The sequence below is a fragment of the Variovorax sp. P1_H2 genome (genome assembly GCF_056405295.1).
Genome location: NZ_JBFUCJ010000132.1, coordinates 1 through 17,441, shown reverse-complemented (window position 1 = coordinate 17,441; position 17,441 = coordinate 1). Strand labels below are relative to the sequence as shown.

The window sequence follows — 17,441 nt, the reverse complement described above, 5'->3', positions numbered from 1 at the left end:
CATCAGCGCCGCGACCCCGAGCGCGCCGGCGAGCGCCATCAGGCCGAGCTGCAGCCACAGCCGCTCGGGTGCGATGCCCGCTGCGCCGGCGCGCCAGCCATGGAGGCCGGCGATCGCAATGCCCAGGCCCACCCCGGCATAGACGACGCCGGCGCCCCCGGGCCGGCCGAGGCGCGCGAGCCATGCCAGGCACCAGACGCTGGTGCTGACCAGCGCCCAGGCACTGGCGATGCCGGCCAGGCCGCGCAGCAGCAGCCAGGCCGCGAGCGAATCGACCAGGCCCATCGCCGCCGTCGACAGGACGATCAACGCCAGCGAAAGAAGGCCCGTGCGCTGCGGCGACAGCGGCAGCCGTGCCGCCGTGAGCGCGCCCAGCAGATAGCCCGCGTAGTTGGCCGCGGCGAGCCAGCCGCCGGCGGCGACGTCGACGCTGCCGGCGCGGATCATCAGCGGCAGCATGGGCGTGAAGGCGAAGCGCCCAATGCCCATCGCGATCGCCAGCGCCAGCAGGCCGGCGCCGCAGACCGCGAACAGCGAGGGCCGGGCGACGGTGATGGATGGGTTCGACATGGACCTTGATTGGACGCAAAATCGACAAGGTCCACAAATGAATTATTCAGAACATTCATTCTTCTTATGAGAACCATCGACCTCGACTCCCTGGAGATATTCCGCACCGTCGTGGCCGAGGGCGGCGTGATCCGGGCGGCCGACAAGCTCAACCGGGTGCAGTCCAACGTCACCACCCGCATCCAGCAACTGGAGGAGCGCCTGGGGCAGAAGCTGTTTCATCGCCAGGGCCGCTCGCTGGCGCTGGCGCCGGCCGGCCACAAGCTGCTGCCCTATGCCGAGCGACTGCTGCGGCTGGCCGACGAGGCCGAGAGCGAACTGCGCAGCGAGCTCCCGCTCGGCACCTTCCGCCTCGGTTCGCTCGAGAGCACGGCAGGCAGCCGGCTGGCGCCGGTGCTGTCGCGCTTCCACCGGCTCTACCCCGGGGTCGTGGTCGAACTGGCGACGGGCACCACCGGCGCCCTGCTGAAGCGGGTCAGGGCCTTCGAGCTGGAAGCCGCCTTCGTGTCGGAGCCCTTCTCGGCGCCGGAGCTGGAATCGATGGCGGCGTTCGACGAAGAACTGGTGCTGATCACGGCACGCAGCGTGGCCGCCGTCACTCGGCCGGGCGACCTGGCCGATGCGACCTTGATCGCCTTCGCGCCAGGTTGCTCGTACCGGCGGCTGCTCGAGCAATGGCTGGTCAAGGGCGGCGTCTCGGCCGCGCGCTCGCTGGAGTTCTCTTCCTACCAGGCGATGATCGCCTGCGTCGCTGCGGGCACGGGCTTCGCCATCGTGCCGGTGTCGGTGCTGAAGGCCTTGCGCGCCACCGCCGATGTGCGCCAGCACCCGCTGCCGGAACGCATCCGCGGCAATCGCACGCACCTGGTGTGGCAGGGCACGCCCTCGGTGGCGCTGGCGCGGCTGGTCGAGATGCTGCAGAAGCCCTGAGGCTGCGTCAGGCCTCGGCCACGCGCGCCGGCTCCGCACCCGCGATCTGCCGCAGCGCGCGCTCGAACACTTCCACCGGCTGGCCGCCCGAAATCAGGTGCCGGTCGTCGATGATGACGGCCGGGACCGAATGGATGCCGGCATCGGTGTACATGCGCTCGCGCTGGCGGGTCTCGGCGGCATAGTCGTCGCTCGCGAGAATGGCCCGCGCCCGCGCCGGGTCGAGGCCGGATTCGGCCGCCAGCCGCACCAGCACCTCGGGATCGGACGGGTTCTCGCCGTCGGTGTGGCAGGCCTTGAGCAGGGCTTTCTTGAGCGCGGCCTGCCGGTCCAGGCCTTCGAGCTCGGCCCAGTGCAGCAGCCGGTGGGCATCGAAGGTGTTGTACACCCGCGGCCGCCCGCCCTCGCTGAAGGCGAAGCCCACGGCCGCGCCGCGGGCACGGATCGCGGCGCGGGCCTGGGCCTGCTGCTCGCGGTTCGATCCGTATTTCTGGTTCAGGTGCTCGAAGGTGTCCTGGCCTTCGGGCGGCATCTGCGGATTGAGTTCGAAGGGCTGGAAGTGCAGTTCGGCCGTGACCTCGGGCGCCACCTTCTTCAGTGCCGCTTCGAGCGCGCCGAGGCCGACGGCGCACCAGGGGCAGGAAACGTCCGAAACGAAATCGATCTTGAGCCGGGAAGTCATCGTGAGAGGTCCGAGGAGGTTCGGGAAATGAAGCAGCACCGGATGATGGGGGCGGCCGCGGATCTTTCAACCGCAGCGGACCGAATCCCCCACTGTCGTCGCAGTCGTCAGAGGCTGCGCCAGAAATCGATCAGCAGCTGGCTGAATTCCACCGGCCGCTCGACCGCGCTGAGGTGCGCGACGTCGACGGTGGCCAGGCGGGCGCCGGGAATCGCCGCCGCGATCGCCTGCGACATCGCCAGCGGCGTGGCCTCGTCCCGGGTTCCCGCGATCACCAGCGTCGGCACCGCGATGCGCCGGTTGCTGTCGCGGAAGTCGATCGCCGCCACGGCCTCGCAGCACGCGATGTAGCCGGCCGCATCGGTGCTCACCAGCGTGTCGTGCAGTTGCCGGGCCGCGGCCGCGCCCTCGGGCGTGGCGATGAATTCGGGCGTCAGCCAGCGCCCCACGGCGCCCGCAGCGATGGCCGCGACGCCCTGGGCCTGCACGGCCTCCACGCGGGCTCGCCAGGGCGCGGCGTCAGGATAGTGGGCCGATGAATTGGCGATCACCAGAGTCCGGAGCAACGCCGGATGACGCGCCGCCAGGGCCTGCGCGACCATGCCGCCCATCGACAGGCCAACGAAATGCACCGGCTCGCCCTCGGCCTCGCGCGCGATCAGTTCGGCCGCATCGTCCGCCAGGTCCTGCAGCGTGAGCGGCCCGGCCAGCCGCTCGGAGACGCCGTGATTGCGATGGTCGTAGCGCAGCACCGTGTGGGCGCGCGCCAGCAATGACGCCACCGTGTCCCACATGCGGAGGTCGCCGCCGAGCGCGTGGCTCAGCACGACGATCGGGCCACCGCCCTCGCGGACGACATTCAGACGGGTCATGGTGTTTCCTTTCGGGGATGGGCAGGCGGCAGCCGCGGCAGCCAGGCGAAGGCGATCAGCACCAGCACGGCGCCGGCCAAGGCCATCGGCAGCACCATCGGCCAGGCGCCATGGCTGAGCGCGGGGTTGACGAAGCCGGCGGCGATCTGGCCGACGGTGAACGCCACCGCCATCATCGCAAATCCGGACCAAGACACCGCGCGACCCGCCAGGTGCGGCAGGTCGCCGACCGCGCCGGCCTGGCCGCAGGGTTGGTGGATGCCATGGCCGATGCAATAGACCGCATGGCCCAGCAGCAGCGGCCAGGCCGACATCGGCAACAGCCAGCAGCCGAGCGCCTGCACCAGCGGCCCGGCCAGGCTCAGCAGCGAACCGAGCTGGACGGTGCGCACCGCGCCCCGGCGGCGCAGCAGCCGGCGGCACAGCGTGGTGCTGAAGATGTAGACCAGCGAGCCGCCTGCCGGGATCCAGCCGTACCAGGCCGGCGAGAAGCCGAGCAGGCTGATGTAGACCATCGGCGACAGCAGCAGGAAGCAGAACAGCCCGCCGTAGGTCGTGGCAGCCAGCGAGGCCCAGGCGCGAAAGCTCGGGCTGGCGAACACCTCGCGCACGCTGCCTTTCGGAGCCGATGGGCCCGAACTGACGGCCCGCGTTTCAGCAAAGCCACGCCAGCACAGGAGCCAGAGCAGGAGCGCATAGACAGCCATGCCGCCCAGCACCCAGCGCCAGCCCGCGGACTGCACCGCCCAGGCGCCCAGCAGCGGCGCCAGCAAGCCCACCACGCCGAGGCCGGTCAGGCCGCGGGCCATCACGTGCGGCCCCTCGTGGGCCGGATAGAGATCGCGCACCGCGGCCCGCGCGCAGACCAGGATGGCGGCCATCGAGAAGCCCTGCAGCGCGCGGCAGGCCACCAGCATCGGTATCCCGCTCGACAGCGCGCAGCCCAGCGCCGCCAGCGCATAGCAGCCGAGGCCGGCGAGCAGCACGGGCCGGCGCCCGAAGCGGTCCGACAGCGGTCCGCAGGGCAACTGGCCGAAGCCGAAGGCCAGCACGAAGACCGTCAGGCTGGCGCTGGCCGACCCGAACTCGCGGGCGATCGCCGGCAAGGCCGGCAGGTAGCTGTCGGTGGCCACCGGCTGCGCGGCCAGCAGCAGGGGCAGCAGCAGCGCGAACGAGAGGCCGCGGGGCGTGGCTGCGCCGCTCACCGGCGCGCGTCCGCGGGCCGGCCGTTGCCGCAGGGAAGGAAAGCGGCCTCGTCGGAGAGGAGGCGGACGGCGGCAGAAATCATCGTGCAATGTCGCAAGTGTCGGGTGGGGACCGAAGCGCCAGGACCTGGGCCAGCGCCAGCACGCCGGCCGGTCCGGCCAGCGCCGGGTCGAAGCAGCGGTCGGCCGCCTCGCGCGGCAGCTCGGCTCGCAGCCGATCGATATTGGAACGCATCCGGCCGGCGTCGACCTGCAGGCCGGGCAAAGCCCCCGCAAGCGCGCGCACGCTGCCATGCGCCGACATCAGCAACGAAGGCCACTCGGCCAGCTCGGCCTGCCAGCCGCCCAGGGCGCATGCGTGCGCCTGAGGCATCGCGGCCAGCAGCGCCGCCACGCGCTGCGGGACACGCTGCGCGGCAGCGATCGCCACCATCGAAGCCACCGGCTCGCGCCGAGGCGCCAACGCCGGCCGCTCGCCGCTTCCGGACTCGCCAGGTTCCGCCACCTCACCGATCTCGTGCTGGTCCAGTCGCATGATGTCTTTCGCGATCTTGCCCAGGCTGCCAACCATCAGCCCGAGCTCGCAGCCGAGGCCGATCCACTCGTCTCGCTGGCCGTGCCAGGCGGCGCCGGGGTCGCGGAGCCCGAGCGCCTCGGCCATCTGCCGGCGCAGTTCGGCGCCCTGTCCCTGCATCCGGTCCAGCGTGCCGGCGGAACCGCCGAGCTGCACCTGCAGCCCTCGCCGCGCGGCCTCGGCCAGGCGCGTGCGGCAGCGCACCAGCGGCGCCGCCCATCCCACGCAAACGAGGCCGAAGCTGGTGACCGAAGCCGGCTGCATCGACGTGCGCGCGAGCATCGGCGTCTCGGCGTGACGCTGCGCCAGCAGCAGCAGCGCCTGGACGACCTTCGCGAGATCGACTTCGATCAGTGCCAGGGCCTCCCGCGTGACCAGCGCCATCGCGGTGTCGACCAGGTCCTGGGAGCCGCAGCCGAAATGGACAAAGGGCACTGCGTCGGCATTGAAGAGGCCCACTGCCTCCTTGAGGCTGTGGACCAGCGGGTTCGCCACGCCGCCGCCCCGCCCGCCGTCGCGAAAGATCTTGGCGGCATCGAACAGCTCGACCTTGCAACTGCCCGCGATCGTCTGGGCGGCCGACTCCGGAATGATCCCGAGCCGTGCCTGGGATCGGGCCAGCGCCGCCTCGAAGCGCAGCATCGCGTCGACGAAGCTGCGCTCGCTGAAGATGGTCAGCATCTCGGAGGTGGAGAGGACGCCCTCGAAGAGGCTCACCGGGCTACCTCCAGAAACCGACCGATGCCAGGGATACCGCGGAACCGGCTTCGCCGGGCCGCTGGTATCGCCCCCTTGAGGGGGAGGCGCCGCAGGCGCTTCGGGGGTGTTTCATTTCAATAAGCCAGCGTCGCAACGGCCCGCAGATCTTCCGGCGTGGCGCTGCCGAAGCCGAAGAACTCCAGGTACGCCGGGATCATCTCGAACAGCATGTCGGTGCCGACCTGCACCGCGCAGCCCTTGTCGCGCGCCGCGCGCAGCAGCGGCGTGTATTCGCTCTTCATCACCACCTCGCCAACGAAGGTGCCGGGCGCGATGCGCGCGATGTCGAAAGGCAGCGGGTCGCCCTCCTTCATGCCCAGCGGCGTGGCATTGACCACCAGGTCGAATCCGGCCGGGTCATTGGAACCGGTCGTCACCGCAAGCTTCGGATAGTGCGCGCGCAGGCGCCCGGCGAGCGCCTCCGCAGACGTGGCGCTGGTGTCGTAGAGCGCCACCTCGGCCACGCCAGCCGCGGCCAGCGAGGCGGCGATCGCGGAGCCGACACCGCCGCTGCCCGACACCAGCACCCGCGCGCCGTCCAGCGCACGGCCCTTGCGCTGCACGCCGCGCACGAAGCCGGCACCGTCGAACTGGTCGCCGAGCAGCGTGCCATCGGGCCGCTTGAGAATCGCGTTGCAGGCGCCGGCGATCTTCGCGGTCGGCGTCGACTCGTCGACCAGCGACAGGGTCGTGATCTTGTGCGGCATGGTGACCAGCGCGCCGCGGATGTTCGTCAGCTTGAACAGCGAGGCCAGCACAGCGGGGTAGTCCGCGGCCTGGACGCCCATCGGCATCACCACGGCATCGATGCCCTGCTGGTCGAACCAGGGGTTGTAGATCATCGGCGCCTTGAAGCTCTCGGTCGGGTAGCCCAGGTGGGCGATCAGGGTGGTCTTGCCGGAAATCATGGCTGTGTCTTCCTTGGGGAGGCCGGCGGGACGCCGGCCACATGCGATTCGCTGATCCAGCGTGCGCTCTTCATCGCGCGCTGGCCGATGACCATCGGGTCCGAGTTGACGTAGTCGTCGTTGAAGACCTCGAAGGTGTAGTGGCCGCGGTAGCCCTTGTCCTCGAGCAGCTGCACCAGCTCGCGCACGTCGTGCAGCCCCTCGCCCGGGAACAGGCGCTGGTGGCGCGCCAGTTCGATCATGTCGGCCTGGCGGTCGCTGTACTCGAAGAAGTAGTCGGCCAGCTGCACCAGGAAGATCTTCTCGACCGGCACCTCGGCCAGCTGCGCCAGCATCTCGGGCCCGTCGTCGCCGTGCACCGACATGTGGAAGAAGTCGAGGTTGAGCCCGACGTTCTCGCGGTCGCAGCGGCGCACGATGTCCCAGGCCTGGTGCCAGCGCTTGGTATGGCGGCCCCAGGAGAGCGCCTCGTAGCAGATGCGGATGCCCAGCGGCGTGGCCAGCGTGGCGAGGGTGCGCAGGTCTTCCGCGGCGCGCTCCGGATCGTCGATCGCCAGCGGCGAGGTGGTCGAGCAGCACAGCAGCAGGTCGGTGTCGACCAGCGACATCTGGCGCAGTTGCTCGCGCGCCATCTCGAGCCGGTGCGGACGCATCGCGTCGGGCGCGCATTCGAAGTCGCGCAGCGGCTGGAAGTCGGTCACCTTGAGGCCGCTCTGCTTGACCAGCTGCGCGGCCTTCTCGACCCCGGCCGGATGGTTGATCAGGTCGCGCGCCCACAGTTCGACACCCGCGAAGCCGGCGGCCTTCATGCATTCGAGCTTGTGGCCGAGCTCACCGCCCATGGTGACGGTGTTGAAGCCGAAACGGTCGAGAGCGATGGCCATGGCGGTCTCTTGGGATAAGGAGCGGTGCTCAGGCCACGCTGGCCGAGTGGTAGCGCAGCGGATGGCGGATTTCGCCTGCCATCGCTTCGGGGTAGATCAGCTCGCGCAGAAAGTCCGCGTCCTTGCGCAGCGCTGCCGCCGCGTCGTGCTCGCCGAAGAAGTCCAAGTAGTGCGGCATCTGCTGCACCAGCATCTCGAAGCCGGCCTGCGCATTGAGGCCGCGCTCGCGCGCGGCGCGCACCAGCGGCGTCGGCTGGTTGCGCAGCAGGATGTCGAACAGCGCCGCGTGCGGCTCCATGCGCGCCACGTCGACCGGCAGCGCGTCCTCGGGCTTGAGCCCGAGCGAGGTGGCGTTGACCACCAGGTCGTAGCCGGCCGGGTCGCTGCTGTCGACCGCGACCGTGGTGGCATCGAAGAAGGCGTCGAGCTGGGCCGCGACGCCGGCGGCCTTGCCGGCCGCGATGTCATGGAAGGCAATGTGCTCGGCGCCGTTGACCGTGCCGCCTTCGGCCAGCGCGACGCCGATCGCCGCCGCGCTGACGCCGGCACCGAGGATCAGCACGCGCTTGCCGCGGAACGGGATGTTGTAGTGGTCGAGCGCGCCCAGCAGGCCCTCGCCGTCGAACAGGTCGCCCTCGAGCTCGCCGTTGGCGATGCGCCGCACCACGTTGACCGAGCCGGCCACGCGGCCGAACAGGCCGCAGCCGTCGAGCAGGTCGACCAGCAGCGGCTTGTGCGGCGGCGCGATCGCCATGCCGCGCACGTTCCTGGCCAGGAAGGCGGCCTTGACGAAGACCGCGAGGTCGCGCTTGGCCACCTGCACCGGCACCATCACGGCATCGATGCCGCAGCGCTCGAAGACCGCGTTGAACATGCGCGGAAGGCGCACGTGGGTGACCGGGTCTCCGGGAAGCAGGTAGACGGAGGTGCTGCCGACGATGGAGGGGAACATGGGTGGGTGTCTCGCTTCAAGTTGTTCGACTATCGCGCGATTTCGAAGAAGCGGCGCTAATGTAGGCCGCCTGTGGTCATTGCGGATCATCAACAATCGTCAAGAAAATCGATTATCGAACAATATTGATCGATAATCGATCGATTTCAGGGTTTCCCCGCAAAAACGCCATGACATCAGAAGATGCCCCCGCCCCCCCCGGACTCGACAAGCGCGACTGGATCGCCGGCCTGGAGCGCGGCGTGGCCGTCATCGAGGCCTTCGACGATGCCCATCCGCGCCTGACCGCCAGCGAGGCCGGCCAGCGCACCGGCATGACCCGCACCGCGGCACGCCGCTACCTGCTCACGCTGCAGCACATGGGCTACGTGGCCGGCGACGGCAAGCTGTTCTGGCTGACGCCGAGGGTGCTGCGGCTGGGGCAGTCCTACCTCGAATCGGCGCGGCTGCCGCGCATCGTCCAGCCCTTCCTGCAGCGGGTGGCGGCCGGCACCCACGAGATCGCCTACCTCAGCGTGATGGACGGCGATGAGGTGGTCTACATCGCGCGCAACGGGCCGAACCGCAGCATGAGCACCGGCTACGTGCTGGGTGCGCGCGTGCCGGCGCAGGTCACGGCCTCGGGCATGCTGATGCTGGCGCTGCGCAGCGACGAGGAGCGGGCCCACTGGCTGGACACCCACGAGCTCGCAGTCTTCACGCCGCACACCATCGCCAGCAAGGAGCGCATGAAGCTGGAGCTGGCACGCATCCGGGCCCAGGGCTGGGCGCTGTCGGAGCAGCAGCTGGACCTCAACTCGCGCGGCATCGCGGTGCCGCTGCGCGACCGCCGCGGCGATCTCGTGGGAGCGCTCAACATCACGATGCCGATGGGCCACGAGGCCAGCGAGGACGCCGTGGCCCGCGTGCTGCCGGTGCTGCGCGAGACCGCCCAGGCGATGCGCGGATTGATATGACCCCCACGCTCCCCCACTGCGTGTGGTCGCTGCCCCCCGAGGGGGCCGCAGGCCGCCTTGGGGCGRCCCGGCGCCGGCCTGGGTCGCCCCCATGCGCCCCGAGGGGGGCAGGTCGCGCAGTCTTCAGGCCGCAGCCCTCGCGAGCTTGGCGTCCGACAGGGTCTGGGCACGCATGCGCTCGTAGTCCTGCTTCGGCACCGGCACCGCGTCCGGATTGCCGAGGTCGTTCATGTGGACCCGGTAGGTCTCCCGTGCGCTCAGCACGGCCAGCGCCGAGATGACGGTGATGCCGAAGGTCAGCGCACCGATGGTCAGCGGGATGTTGGCCGCGCCGGGAGGCGCCACGGCGACGAACAGCGCCGGCAGCAAGGCGGTGATGGTGGTGCCGACGTTCTGCGAGATGGCCATCGCCGAGCAGCGCGTGCGGGTCGGGAACAGCTCCGGGTAGAAGCTCGGGAAGACCGCGTTGTAGCCCTGGTAGACCACGCCCCACATCAAGAGCGACATCCCGATCGCCAGCGGCACGTTGTGGATGCTGATGGCGTAGAGATAGCCGAAGGACAGCAGGCCGGCACCGAGCGCGCCGATCACGATCGGCGGCTTGCGGCCGACCTTGTCCGACAGGTTGCCGACGAAGGGGATCACGATCACGGCCAGGATGTTGCCGAGCACCGGGATCCACAGGTAGACGTCCTTCTGGAAGCCGATGCCGTAGGCCGGCTGCACCGCGTAGGCGGCACCGAACACCGTGGCCACCACCGGGATCACGTTCATCAGCGCCGCGCAGACCACGCGAAGCATGTCGCGCCAGCTGTTCGTGAAGGCCTGGATGATGGGCGCCTTCGGAACCGCATGCTGCTTGTCGACCTCGGCGAAGGCCGGGGTCTCATCGACTTTGCGGCGGATGATGTAGCCGGCCACGATCACGATGAAGCTCAGCAGGAACGGGATCCGCCAGCCCCACGACAGGAAGGCGTCCTCGGGCATGTAGTGCGCGAGCGGCAGGAACACCGCGGCGGCCATGATCTGGCCGGCCTGCACGCCCTGCAGGCTGAAGCTGGCGAAGAAGCCGCGGCGGCCGAAGGGCGCATGCTCGAGGATCATCGAGCTGGCCCCGGCGATCTCGCCGGCGACCGCGAAGCCCTGGATCAGGCGCAGCACCACCAGCAGCGCCGGTGCCAGCAAGCCGACCTGGCTGTAGGTCGGCAGCAGCCCGACCGCGATGGTGGAGAAGCCCATGAGGAACATGCACATCAGCAGTACGTTCTTGCGGCCGCGGGTGTCGCCCCAGTGGCCGAGGACGAAGGCACCGATCGGCCGTGCCACGTAGCCGACGCCGTAGGTGGCGAGCGAGGCGATGATCGCGATCCGCGGATTGCCCGAGGGGAAGAAGATCTGCGGGAAGATCAGCGAGGCTGCGGTGGCGTAGATGAAGAAGTCGTAGTACTCCAGCGCCGAGCCGATCCAGCCGCTGGCGGCGGCCTTCCTGGACTGGTGCTTGCCTTGAGGCTCGTGGGCCTTCGGGTTGCTGCTCATTTGTCTCTCCTTGGATGCGGGTTTCGCAGGGTGGATATGCATGCTGTTCTTCACAGCAGGTGGCGACTGTGCGGCGGCTCAGGGTTCTCCACAACGCCGAAGACGCACGATGCGAACGATGATCGATCGCGCCCGTGCACCACACGCACGAAAACCGGGTTTCCCCCGATCATGACACCCAGCGACGCCCCGCCTCCCATCGACCGCAAGCTGCTCATCGAAGGCCTCGGAAAAGGCCTGCGCGTGATCGAAGCCTTCTCGGACGACCGTCCCCGCCTCACGGCCACCGAGGCCGGGGAGCGTGCGGTCCTGACCCGCACGGCTGCACGGCGCTACCTGCTGAGCCTGGTGCACTACGGTTATGCCGCCACCGACGGCAAGTACTACTGGTTGCTGCCGCGCGTGCTCCGGCTCGGCCAGGCTTTCATGGAGGGGGCGCGGGTTCCGCGCATCGCGCAACCCTTCATCCAGCGAGCCTCGATGCAGTGCGGGGAGACGCTGAACGTCGGGACGCTGGACGGCCACGAGGTCGTCTACCTGTCCCGCAGCAATTCGCCGCGGGTGGTGTCGATCGGATTCCATCCCGGTGCGCGGGTGCCGGCGCACGTGGTGTCGCAGGGCCTGGCGATCCTGTCGACCTTCGACGATGCGGCACTGGACGCCTGGCTCGCGGCACACGACTTCTCGAGCTTCACCGGCTTCACGGAAGTCGACCCGGCCGCCTTCCGCGACAAGGTCCTGACCGCCCGCCGGCTCGGCTACTGGCTGGTCGATCAGTACCTCGACATCGGCCTCTGCGGCCTGGCCCTGCCCTTGAAGGACCGCAGGGGCCGGTGCCAATACGCGTTGAGCGTGACCGTGCAAAGGCCCGCATACCCGGACGAGAAGATCGTGGAAAAGCTGCTGCCCGTGTTGCGCGAAGTGGCCGAGTCGCTGCGGCCGATAATCTAGAGAACTCCCGCGCCGCAAGCTGTAATCTCGCCGCTCTGCCCCAACTCATCGAGGACCCCCATGTTCGTTGTCTGCGGCGAAGCCCTGATGGATGTCTACACGGGCGAAGCCACCCCCACCGGGCTCGCGCTCGACGCCCGCATCGGCGGTTCGCCGCTCAACGTGGCGCAGGGGCTGGCCCGGCTCGGGCGGCCGGTGGCCTTCCTGGCCGGCCTGTCGACCGACGCCTTCGGCGAACGGCTGCTGGCCTCGCTGGCGGCCGAAGGGGTCGACACCTCGCTGGTGGTGCGCAGCGACGCGCCCAGCACGCTCAGCGTGGTCAGTGTCGACGCCCGCGGCGTGCCGCGCTATGCCTTCCACGGCACCGGCGCGGCCGACCGGCAACTCAGCGCCGACACGCTGCCTGCGCTGCCGCCGGCGGTTCGCGTGCTGCAGTTCGGCTCCTATGCGCTGGCGGTGGAGCCGGTCGGCAGCGCGCTGCGCGCGCTCGCCACCCGTGAACGCGAGCGGCGGCTGATCGCCTACGACCCCAACGTGCGGCTCAATGTCGAGCCCGACGTCGGGCACTGGCGCGCGCTGGTCGAGCAGATGGTGTCGATCGCGCACCTGGTCAAGGTCAGCGACGAGGACCTGGGCCTGCTCTATCCGGCCGAAGCGCCCGAGCAGGTCGCGGCGCGCTGGCTGGCGCAGGGCGCGGCGCTGGTCGCGGTGACCCGCGGCGGCCACGGGGCCAGCGCCTGGACCCGCGCTGCGCAGGCCGACGTGCCGACGCCGCAGGTGAAGGTGATCGACACKGTCGGTGCCGGCGACACCTTCCAGGCCGCGCTGCTGACCTGGCTCGACGAGCACGACGCGCTGACGCCCGAGGCGCTCGCGGCACTGGACGCCGACGCGCTCGGCGCCCTGCTCGGCTTTGCCGCGAAGGCCGCGGCGATCACCTGCTCGCGCCGCGGCGCGGACATGCCGCGGCGGGCCGAATTGGACTGAACGGCTGCCGGGCCCGGCACCCGGCGCGCGTCAGGCCCCCGCCGCCAGCCGCTGGGCACGCCAGGCGCAGCCGCTCGCGACCGCCGCCATGGCCGTCGCCACGCCGAACATCGCCACGTAGCCGAAGCGCTGCGCGATGGCACCGCCGGCCAGCACGCCGAGCACGCCGCCGAAGCCATAGCCGATCACCGTGAACAGCGCCTGGCCGCGCCCGCGCAGCCGGCCGGGAAAGTGGCGCGACACCATCGCGATGCAGGTCGTGTGGTGGGCCGCGAAGGACAGCGCGTGCAGCGCCTGCGCGAGCACCAGCGCCCAGACCCACTGGCCGCAGCCGGCCGTGATGCCCATGCGCAGCACGGCCGCGAAGCCGCACAGCAGCAGCCAGCGCGGCATCGACAGCAGGCCGATCAAGCGCCCCTGCAGGAAGAACCAGACGATCTCGGCCACCACCGACAGCGCCCACAGGAGGCCGATCGTGCCCTTGCCGTAGCCCAGAGAATCGAGGTACAGCGAAAGGAAGCCGTAGACCGCGAAGTGCGCCATCACGTGGAAGAACAGCGAGACGAAGAACCAGCGCACCACCGGATTGCGCAGCACCGGACCGACCGGCTCCCTGGCCTGCGCGTGGTGCGCCACCGGCTCGCGCACGTCCGGCAGCCGCAGGGTCGCGACCAGCACGATCGCCAGGGTACCGCCGGCCCAGGCCGGAAAGTGCCGCATGCCGAAGCGCTCGAACCATTCGCCGGCGAAGAACACGGTGACCAGGAATCCCGCCGAGCCCCAGAGCCGGATGCGCCCGTAGCGGCCCCAGTCGCCGGCCACCAGGTGCGCCATCGCGGCCTCGGTCAGCGACATCATCGAGCTGGTGTGCGTGAACATCACGAGCAGCACCACCATCAGCCACCACGGGCCGCCGTTCCACCACAGGCCGAACGAGGAGACCAGCGCCACAGCGGCACTGAAGCGCAGCAGCTTCACGCGCTCGCCCGTGTGGTCGCTGAGGGCACCCCAGGCATAGGGCGCGAAGACGCGGGTCACCGACTGCACCGAGGTCAGCAGGCTGATCACGAAGATCGGCAGCCCGAGGTCCTTGAGCCACAGCGGCAAGTACGGGTTGAAGAAGCCGATGTGGGCGAAGTAGCTCGCCGACAGCGCCGCGAAGGCCAGCAGGTGGCCGCGGCCTCCCGCGGCGGGCGGCGCCACTAGAGGAACGACGCCTGCGGCGACGCAAGCTCCGAGCCGCCGGCCGGCAGCTCGGGCGCGTTCACGTCGCCGCACTGCGCGCGATTGCGCAGCGCATGCTCCATCACGACCAGCGCCAGCATCGCCTCCGCGATCGGCGTCGCCCGGATGCCGACGCAGGGGTCGTGCCGGCCCTTGGTCACGACCTCGACCGGCTGGTTGTTGACGTCGATCGACTGGCGCGGGCTGATGATCGAGCTGGTCGGCTTGATCGCGATACTGACCTCGAGGTCCTGCCCGGTGCTGATGCCGCCGAGCACGCCACCGGCATTGTTGCTCTCGAAGCCCTGTGGGGTGATCGAGTCGCCGTGGGTGGTGCCGCGCTGCGTGACGCTGGCGAAACCGGCGCCGATCTCGACGCCCTTGACCGCGTTGATGCCCATCATCGCCCAGGCGATGTCGGCGTCCATCTTGTCGAACAGCGGCTCGCCGAGCCCGACCGGCACCCTCGACGCCGTGACGCGGATGCGGGCGCCGCAGGAATCGCCGGCCTTGCGCAGCGCGTCCATGTAGGCCTCGAGCTGCGAGACGTCGGCCACCGGCGCGAAGAAGGGGTTGTTCGGCACGTGCTCCCAGCTCTCGAAGGGAATCGCGATGTCGCCGATCTGCGCCATGCAGCCGCGAAACCGGGTGCCGTACCTCYCGAACAACCACTTCTTGGCGACCGCGCCGGCCGCGACCATCGGGGCCGTCAGGCGGGCCGAGGACCGGCCGCCGCCGCGCGGATCGCGGATGCCGTATTTCTTCCAGTAGGTGAAGTCGGCATGGCCGGGGCGGAACTGCTGCGCGATCTGGCCGTAGTCCTTGCTGCGCTGGTCGGTGTTCTGGATCAGCAGGGCGATCGGCGTGCCGGTGGTCTTGCCTTGGTACACGCCGCTGAGGATCTGCACCGCGTCGGGCTCGTTGCGCTGCGTCACGTGGCGGCTGGTGCCGGGGCGGCGGCGGTCGAGGTCGCCCTGGATGTCGGCCTCGCTCAGCGCCATGCCGGGCGGGCAGCCGTCGATGACGCAGCCGATCGCCGGGCCGTGGGATTCACCGAAGTTGGTGACCGCGAAAAGGGTGCCGAAGGTGTTGCCGCTCATGCGGGGGATTATCCCAACAAAGTGGCAGGCCCTAGTTGCGCAGCTCGACTCTCCAGCGGCCGGCCGCGATCGGCTCGATCAGGAAGAAGGGCAGGTCCGCACTCCATTGCCCGTGCTTCACCAGCGCGCTGTACTCGCACACGCTGGCGCCCTGCTCGTCGCGCAACGACCAGCCCTGCCGCTCGCCGTCGGCCTTGGCACTCCGGCCGCGGATGCCCTGGAAACTGGCGTTGCTGCCGACGTGGAAACTCTCGGTGTTCCAGCGGATCGGCGGGTGCGCGGGGAAAGGCCGGGCCCCATGGAAGTCGAACAGTTCGTCGTGGTTCAGCACGCTCTGGCGCAAGGTCGGCCAGACCAACTCGCGCAGGAAGATCTGGTCGGCGAAACGAGTCAGGTCGCGCTGGCGCGCCAGCCAGGCCTGCATGGCCGGCTGCAGCGGCGGCAGCACGCCGCGGCAGCCGCCCCACAGCCCGGCCAGGATCAGCTCGGTGTGCGTGAAGTAGTCGCGCATGTGGTGGAACCAGCGATCGCTGCGCAGCCATTCCTCGACCGCGCCCTGTTCGCGCTCGGACAGCAGCGAGTCGGCGTCGCGGACCAGGAAGCGCGACACGCCCGGGTCGTCGGCGACCAGGAAGCGCCACATCAGCGGATGCACGCCATCGCGCGCCGGGCCGCTCATGTCGATCACCTGCGCGCCCGCCTCATCGAGCCGGCGGCGAACACCCGCCGGCACCGAGTCGTCGAGATAGATACGGCAGCGCCAGTGCGGAAACAGTTCGGCCGCGGTCCGCACGTTCATGACCGCCGACTCCCCATAGCGCGGACTGTCGCCGAACAGCGTGAAGGCGATGACGTTGCGCTCGGGATGGCCCGGATCGAAAGGCGGTGGCGCGCCGGCAATGGTCGCCGCGGGCCCCTGCCCCAGACGCGCGTCGGCCAGGGTCAGGGACTGCTTCCCGTAGCGACGCACGTCGTCCGGCCGCTCCAGCCAGCCGCAGACCTCGGCCAGCCCGTCCAGCCAGGTCGCGCCGGGCTTCGGCTGGCCGGCCGCCGCCTCGTAGACGCGCAGGTAGACCTCGTGGGCCTGCGCGTGGCGTCCCTGCCGCATCAGGGCGAAGGCGTAGTCGGCCATCACGCCCGGGTGCTTCGGCTGGATCTTGAGCGCCGCCTCCGCCGCCTGCGTGGCGGCCAGGTAGTCCCTGCGCTGCGTGGCTTCGGTGAAGCGCTGCGCCAGCAATTCGAACTGGCGCGCCGCAGAGAGCGCCGCGGGGCGCGAGGCGGGTCGATGGACGGGTTTCCTGGAGGCCATGGGCATCGATCCGGAAGGCCGGAACGTCAAAACGGCGCACTCTAGCAGCCGAAGGATGGCCTCGGCACCGCCGAGGCGAGAAAGGGAAATCGCCTGCAGCGAAGACAGCTTCGTCGACGCGGAAATGCCGGCATGCGGCCATTTCCGGTGCCTGCTTCAACGCACCGCTTCAGCGCCTGCGGCTCGCGACAACCACACGGCGGCCTCCTGCATCGGGGCCGGCGACAGCTCGCAGCGGACGATGCGGCCCTGCTTCGTGCGGGACACCAGGCCAGCCTCCTCGAGCACGCGCAGGTGCTTCATGAAACCGGTCAGCGACATGCCGTGCGGCTCGGCGAGTTCGCTGACCGAGCGACCGCCGCCCTGCCCGAGCCGCTCCAGCACGTCGCGCCGCGTGGCATCGGACAGTGCCGAGAAGACGGCATCGAGGGCAGCAGCATCAGAGTGAACCATATGGTTTAGTTTCGAAGCCGGCCGGCCGCTTGTCAAGCCACACACCGGGAATGGTTTATGCGTGCTGCGGCGCAGCATCGAAACCCTCCGAAGGAGCACGCCCATGCTGGACCGTACCGATACGAAGTTCTCCCACGTCAAACCCGGCGACACCGACTACGTTTCCGGCGGATTGCGCGATTTCTTCCTGTACCGCGACCTCGGCGTGGCCGAAGCCACCAACGGCAAAGTGATCGCGCACCTCGTCAAGGCCAACATGGCACCGGAAGCGGGCACCGGCTGGCACCGCCACGAGGCGGATTTCCAGATCGTCTACATGCTCAAGGGCTGGGCCCGCTTCATGTACGAGGACAAGGAGACGCTGGTGTCGGCCGGCGACGTGGTCCACCAGCGTCCGGGCATCCGCCATTACCTGTTCGACTACTCGCCCGACATGGAATACCTGGAGATCGTCTCGCCAGCCGACTTCAAGAGCATCGATGTCGAGCCGGCCTGCGAGATTCCTCCGCCGACGCCCTGGAAGTAGGGCTCGCCCCCAGGTTGCCCGGCACTGCGTGTCCGGGCGCCCACCCCCTGCCGGGGGCAACAC

General features: G+C 69.9%; 17 protein-coding genes and 1 pseudogene. 5 read left to right on the top strand and 13 right to left on the bottom strand.

Features of this window, described 5'->3' with window-relative positions; all coding sequences use genetic code 11:
• On the bottom strand, positions 1-570 hold a 570-nt coding region (locus AC1D2E_RS30390), incomplete at its 3' end, for a YbfB/YjiJ family MFS transporter (RefSeq protein WP_478200842.1).
• Positions 571-645: 75 nt separating this feature from the next.
• On the opposite strand from AC1D2E_RS30390, the gene AC1D2E_RS30385 reads away from it, so the two are divergent.
• Positions 646-1,500, top strand: a complete 855-nt coding sequence (locus AC1D2E_RS30385) for a LysR family transcriptional regulator (RefSeq protein ID WP_478200843.1) — start codon at positions 646-648, stop codon at positions 1,498-1,500.
• Between the two features lie 7 nt (positions 1,501-1,507).
• Here the strand turns inward: AC1D2E_RS30385 and AC1D2E_RS30380 are convergent, their stop codons facing one another.
• The 7 genes from AC1D2E_RS30380 to AC1D2E_RS30350 form a co-directional block, all read right to left on the bottom strand.
• A complete protein-coding gene (locus tag AC1D2E_RS30380; RefSeq protein ID WP_478200841.1) occupies positions 1,508-2,182 on the bottom strand; it encodes a DsbA family oxidoreductase in 675 nt (224 codons plus the stop codon).
• 107 nt (positions 2,183-2,289) lie between these two features.
• Entirely contained in the window at positions 2,290-3,054 is a 765-nt protein-coding gene (locus AC1D2E_RS30375; RefSeq protein WP_478200840.1) for an alpha/beta fold hydrolase, read from the bottom strand.
• Positions 3,051-4,259, bottom strand: a complete 1,209-nt coding sequence (locus AC1D2E_RS30370) for a multidrug effflux MFS transporter (protein WP_478200839.1) — start codon at positions 4,257-4,259, stop codon at positions 3,051-3,053. Before AC1D2E_RS30370 ends, AC1D2E_RS30375 begins: the two co-directional genes overlap by 4 nt.
• Before the next feature lie 79 nt (positions 4,260-4,338).
• The gene (locus tag AC1D2E_RS30365) at positions 4,339-5,550 is read right to left on the bottom strand and encodes a lyase family protein (RefSeq protein ID WP_478200838.1); all 1,212 of its coding nucleotides are present in this window, start codon (positions 5,548-5,550) and stop codon (positions 4,339-4,341) included.
• Positions 5,551-5,666: 116 nt separating this feature from the next.
• A complete protein-coding gene (locus tag AC1D2E_RS30360) occupies positions 5,667-6,500 on the bottom strand; it encodes a shikimate dehydrogenase family protein (RefSeq protein ID WP_478178071.1) in 834 nt (277 codons plus the stop codon).
• Positions 6,497-7,384, bottom strand: a complete 888-nt coding sequence (locus tag AC1D2E_RS30355) for a sugar phosphate isomerase/epimerase family protein (RefSeq protein ID WP_478200837.1) — start codon at positions 7,382-7,384, stop codon at positions 6,497-6,499. Before AC1D2E_RS30355 ends, AC1D2E_RS30360 begins: the two co-directional genes overlap by 4 nt.
• A gap of 28 nt (positions 7,385-7,412) precedes the next feature.
• Positions 7,413-8,336 carry a shikimate dehydrogenase family protein gene (locus tag AC1D2E_RS30350; protein WP_478200836.1) on the bottom strand — a complete coding sequence of 308 codons (924 nt, stop codon included), beginning with the start codon at positions 8,334-8,336 and terminating at the stop codon, positions 7,413-7,415.
• A gap of 170 nt (positions 8,337-8,506) precedes the next feature.
• Between AC1D2E_RS30350 and AC1D2E_RS30345 the strand changes: the two genes are divergently transcribed.
• Complete coding sequence (locus AC1D2E_RS30345) at positions 8,507-9,292, top strand: IclR family transcriptional regulator domain-containing protein (protein WP_478200835.1); 786 nt, start codon at positions 8,507-8,509, stop codon at positions 9,290-9,292.
• A gap of 123 nt (positions 9,293-9,415) precedes the next feature.
• Here the strand turns inward: AC1D2E_RS30345 and AC1D2E_RS30340 are convergent, their stop codons facing one another.
• Positions 9,416-10,828 (bottom strand): MFS transporter, encoded by a 1,413-nt coding sequence (locus tag AC1D2E_RS30340; protein WP_478200834.1) that lies wholly within the window; start codon positions 10,826-10,828, stop codon positions 9,416-9,418.
• Positions 10,829-10,999: 171 nt separating this feature from the next.
• On the opposite strand from AC1D2E_RS30340, the gene AC1D2E_RS30335 reads away from it, so the two are divergent.
• Together AC1D2E_RS30335 and AC1D2E_RS30330 are read left to right on the top strand one after the other, a co-directional pair.
• The gene (locus AC1D2E_RS30335) at positions 11,000-11,779 is read left to right on the top strand and encodes an IclR family transcriptional regulator domain-containing protein (protein ID WP_478200833.1); all 780 of its coding nucleotides are present in this window, start codon (positions 11,000-11,002) and stop codon (positions 11,777-11,779) included.
• A gap of 60 nt (positions 11,780-11,839) precedes the next feature.
• Positions 11,840-12,766 carry a carbohydrate kinase family protein gene (locus tag AC1D2E_RS30330; protein WP_478178077.1) on the top strand — a complete coding sequence of 309 codons (927 nt, stop codon included), beginning with the start codon at positions 11,840-11,842 and terminating at the stop codon, positions 12,764-12,766.
• A 30-nt stretch (positions 12,767-12,796) separates the two neighbouring features.
• On the opposite strand, the gene AC1D2E_RS30325 is transcribed toward AC1D2E_RS30330, so the two are convergent.
• The 4 genes and pseudogenes from AC1D2E_RS30325 to AC1D2E_RS30310 form a co-directional block, all read right to left on the bottom strand.
• A complete protein-coding gene (locus AC1D2E_RS30325) occupies positions 12,797-13,969 on the bottom strand; it encodes an MFS transporter (protein WP_478178078.1) in 1,173 nt (390 codons plus the stop codon).
• Positions 13,969-15,090, bottom strand: coding sequence for a chorismate synthase (aroC, locus tag AC1D2E_RS30320; RefSeq protein ID WP_478200832.1), 1,122 nt, complete (start codon positions 15,088-15,090; stop codon positions 13,969-13,971). The genes AC1D2E_RS30325 and aroC overlap by 1 nt, the downstream gene beginning before the upstream one ends.
• A gap of 31 nt (positions 15,091-15,121) precedes the next feature.
• Positions 15,122-16,399 carry a tetratricopeptide repeat protein gene (locus AC1D2E_RS30315; RefSeq protein ID WP_478200831.1) on the bottom strand — a complete coding sequence of 426 codons (1,278 nt, stop codon included), beginning with the start codon at positions 16,397-16,399 and terminating at the stop codon, positions 15,122-15,124.
• A gap of 183 nt (positions 16,400-16,582) precedes the next feature.
• Positions 16,583-16,852, bottom strand: a pseudogene (locus AC1D2E_RS30310) (ArsR/SmtB family transcription factor); the annotation flags it as partial.
• 103 nt (positions 16,853-16,955) lie between these two features.
• Between AC1D2E_RS30310 and AC1D2E_RS30305 the strand changes: the two are divergent.
• Entirely contained in the window at positions 16,956-17,378 is a 423-nt protein-coding gene (locus tag AC1D2E_RS30305) for a cupin domain-containing protein (protein WP_478200830.1), read from the top strand.
• The last annotated feature ends 63 nt before the right edge of the window (positions 17,379-17,441 follow it).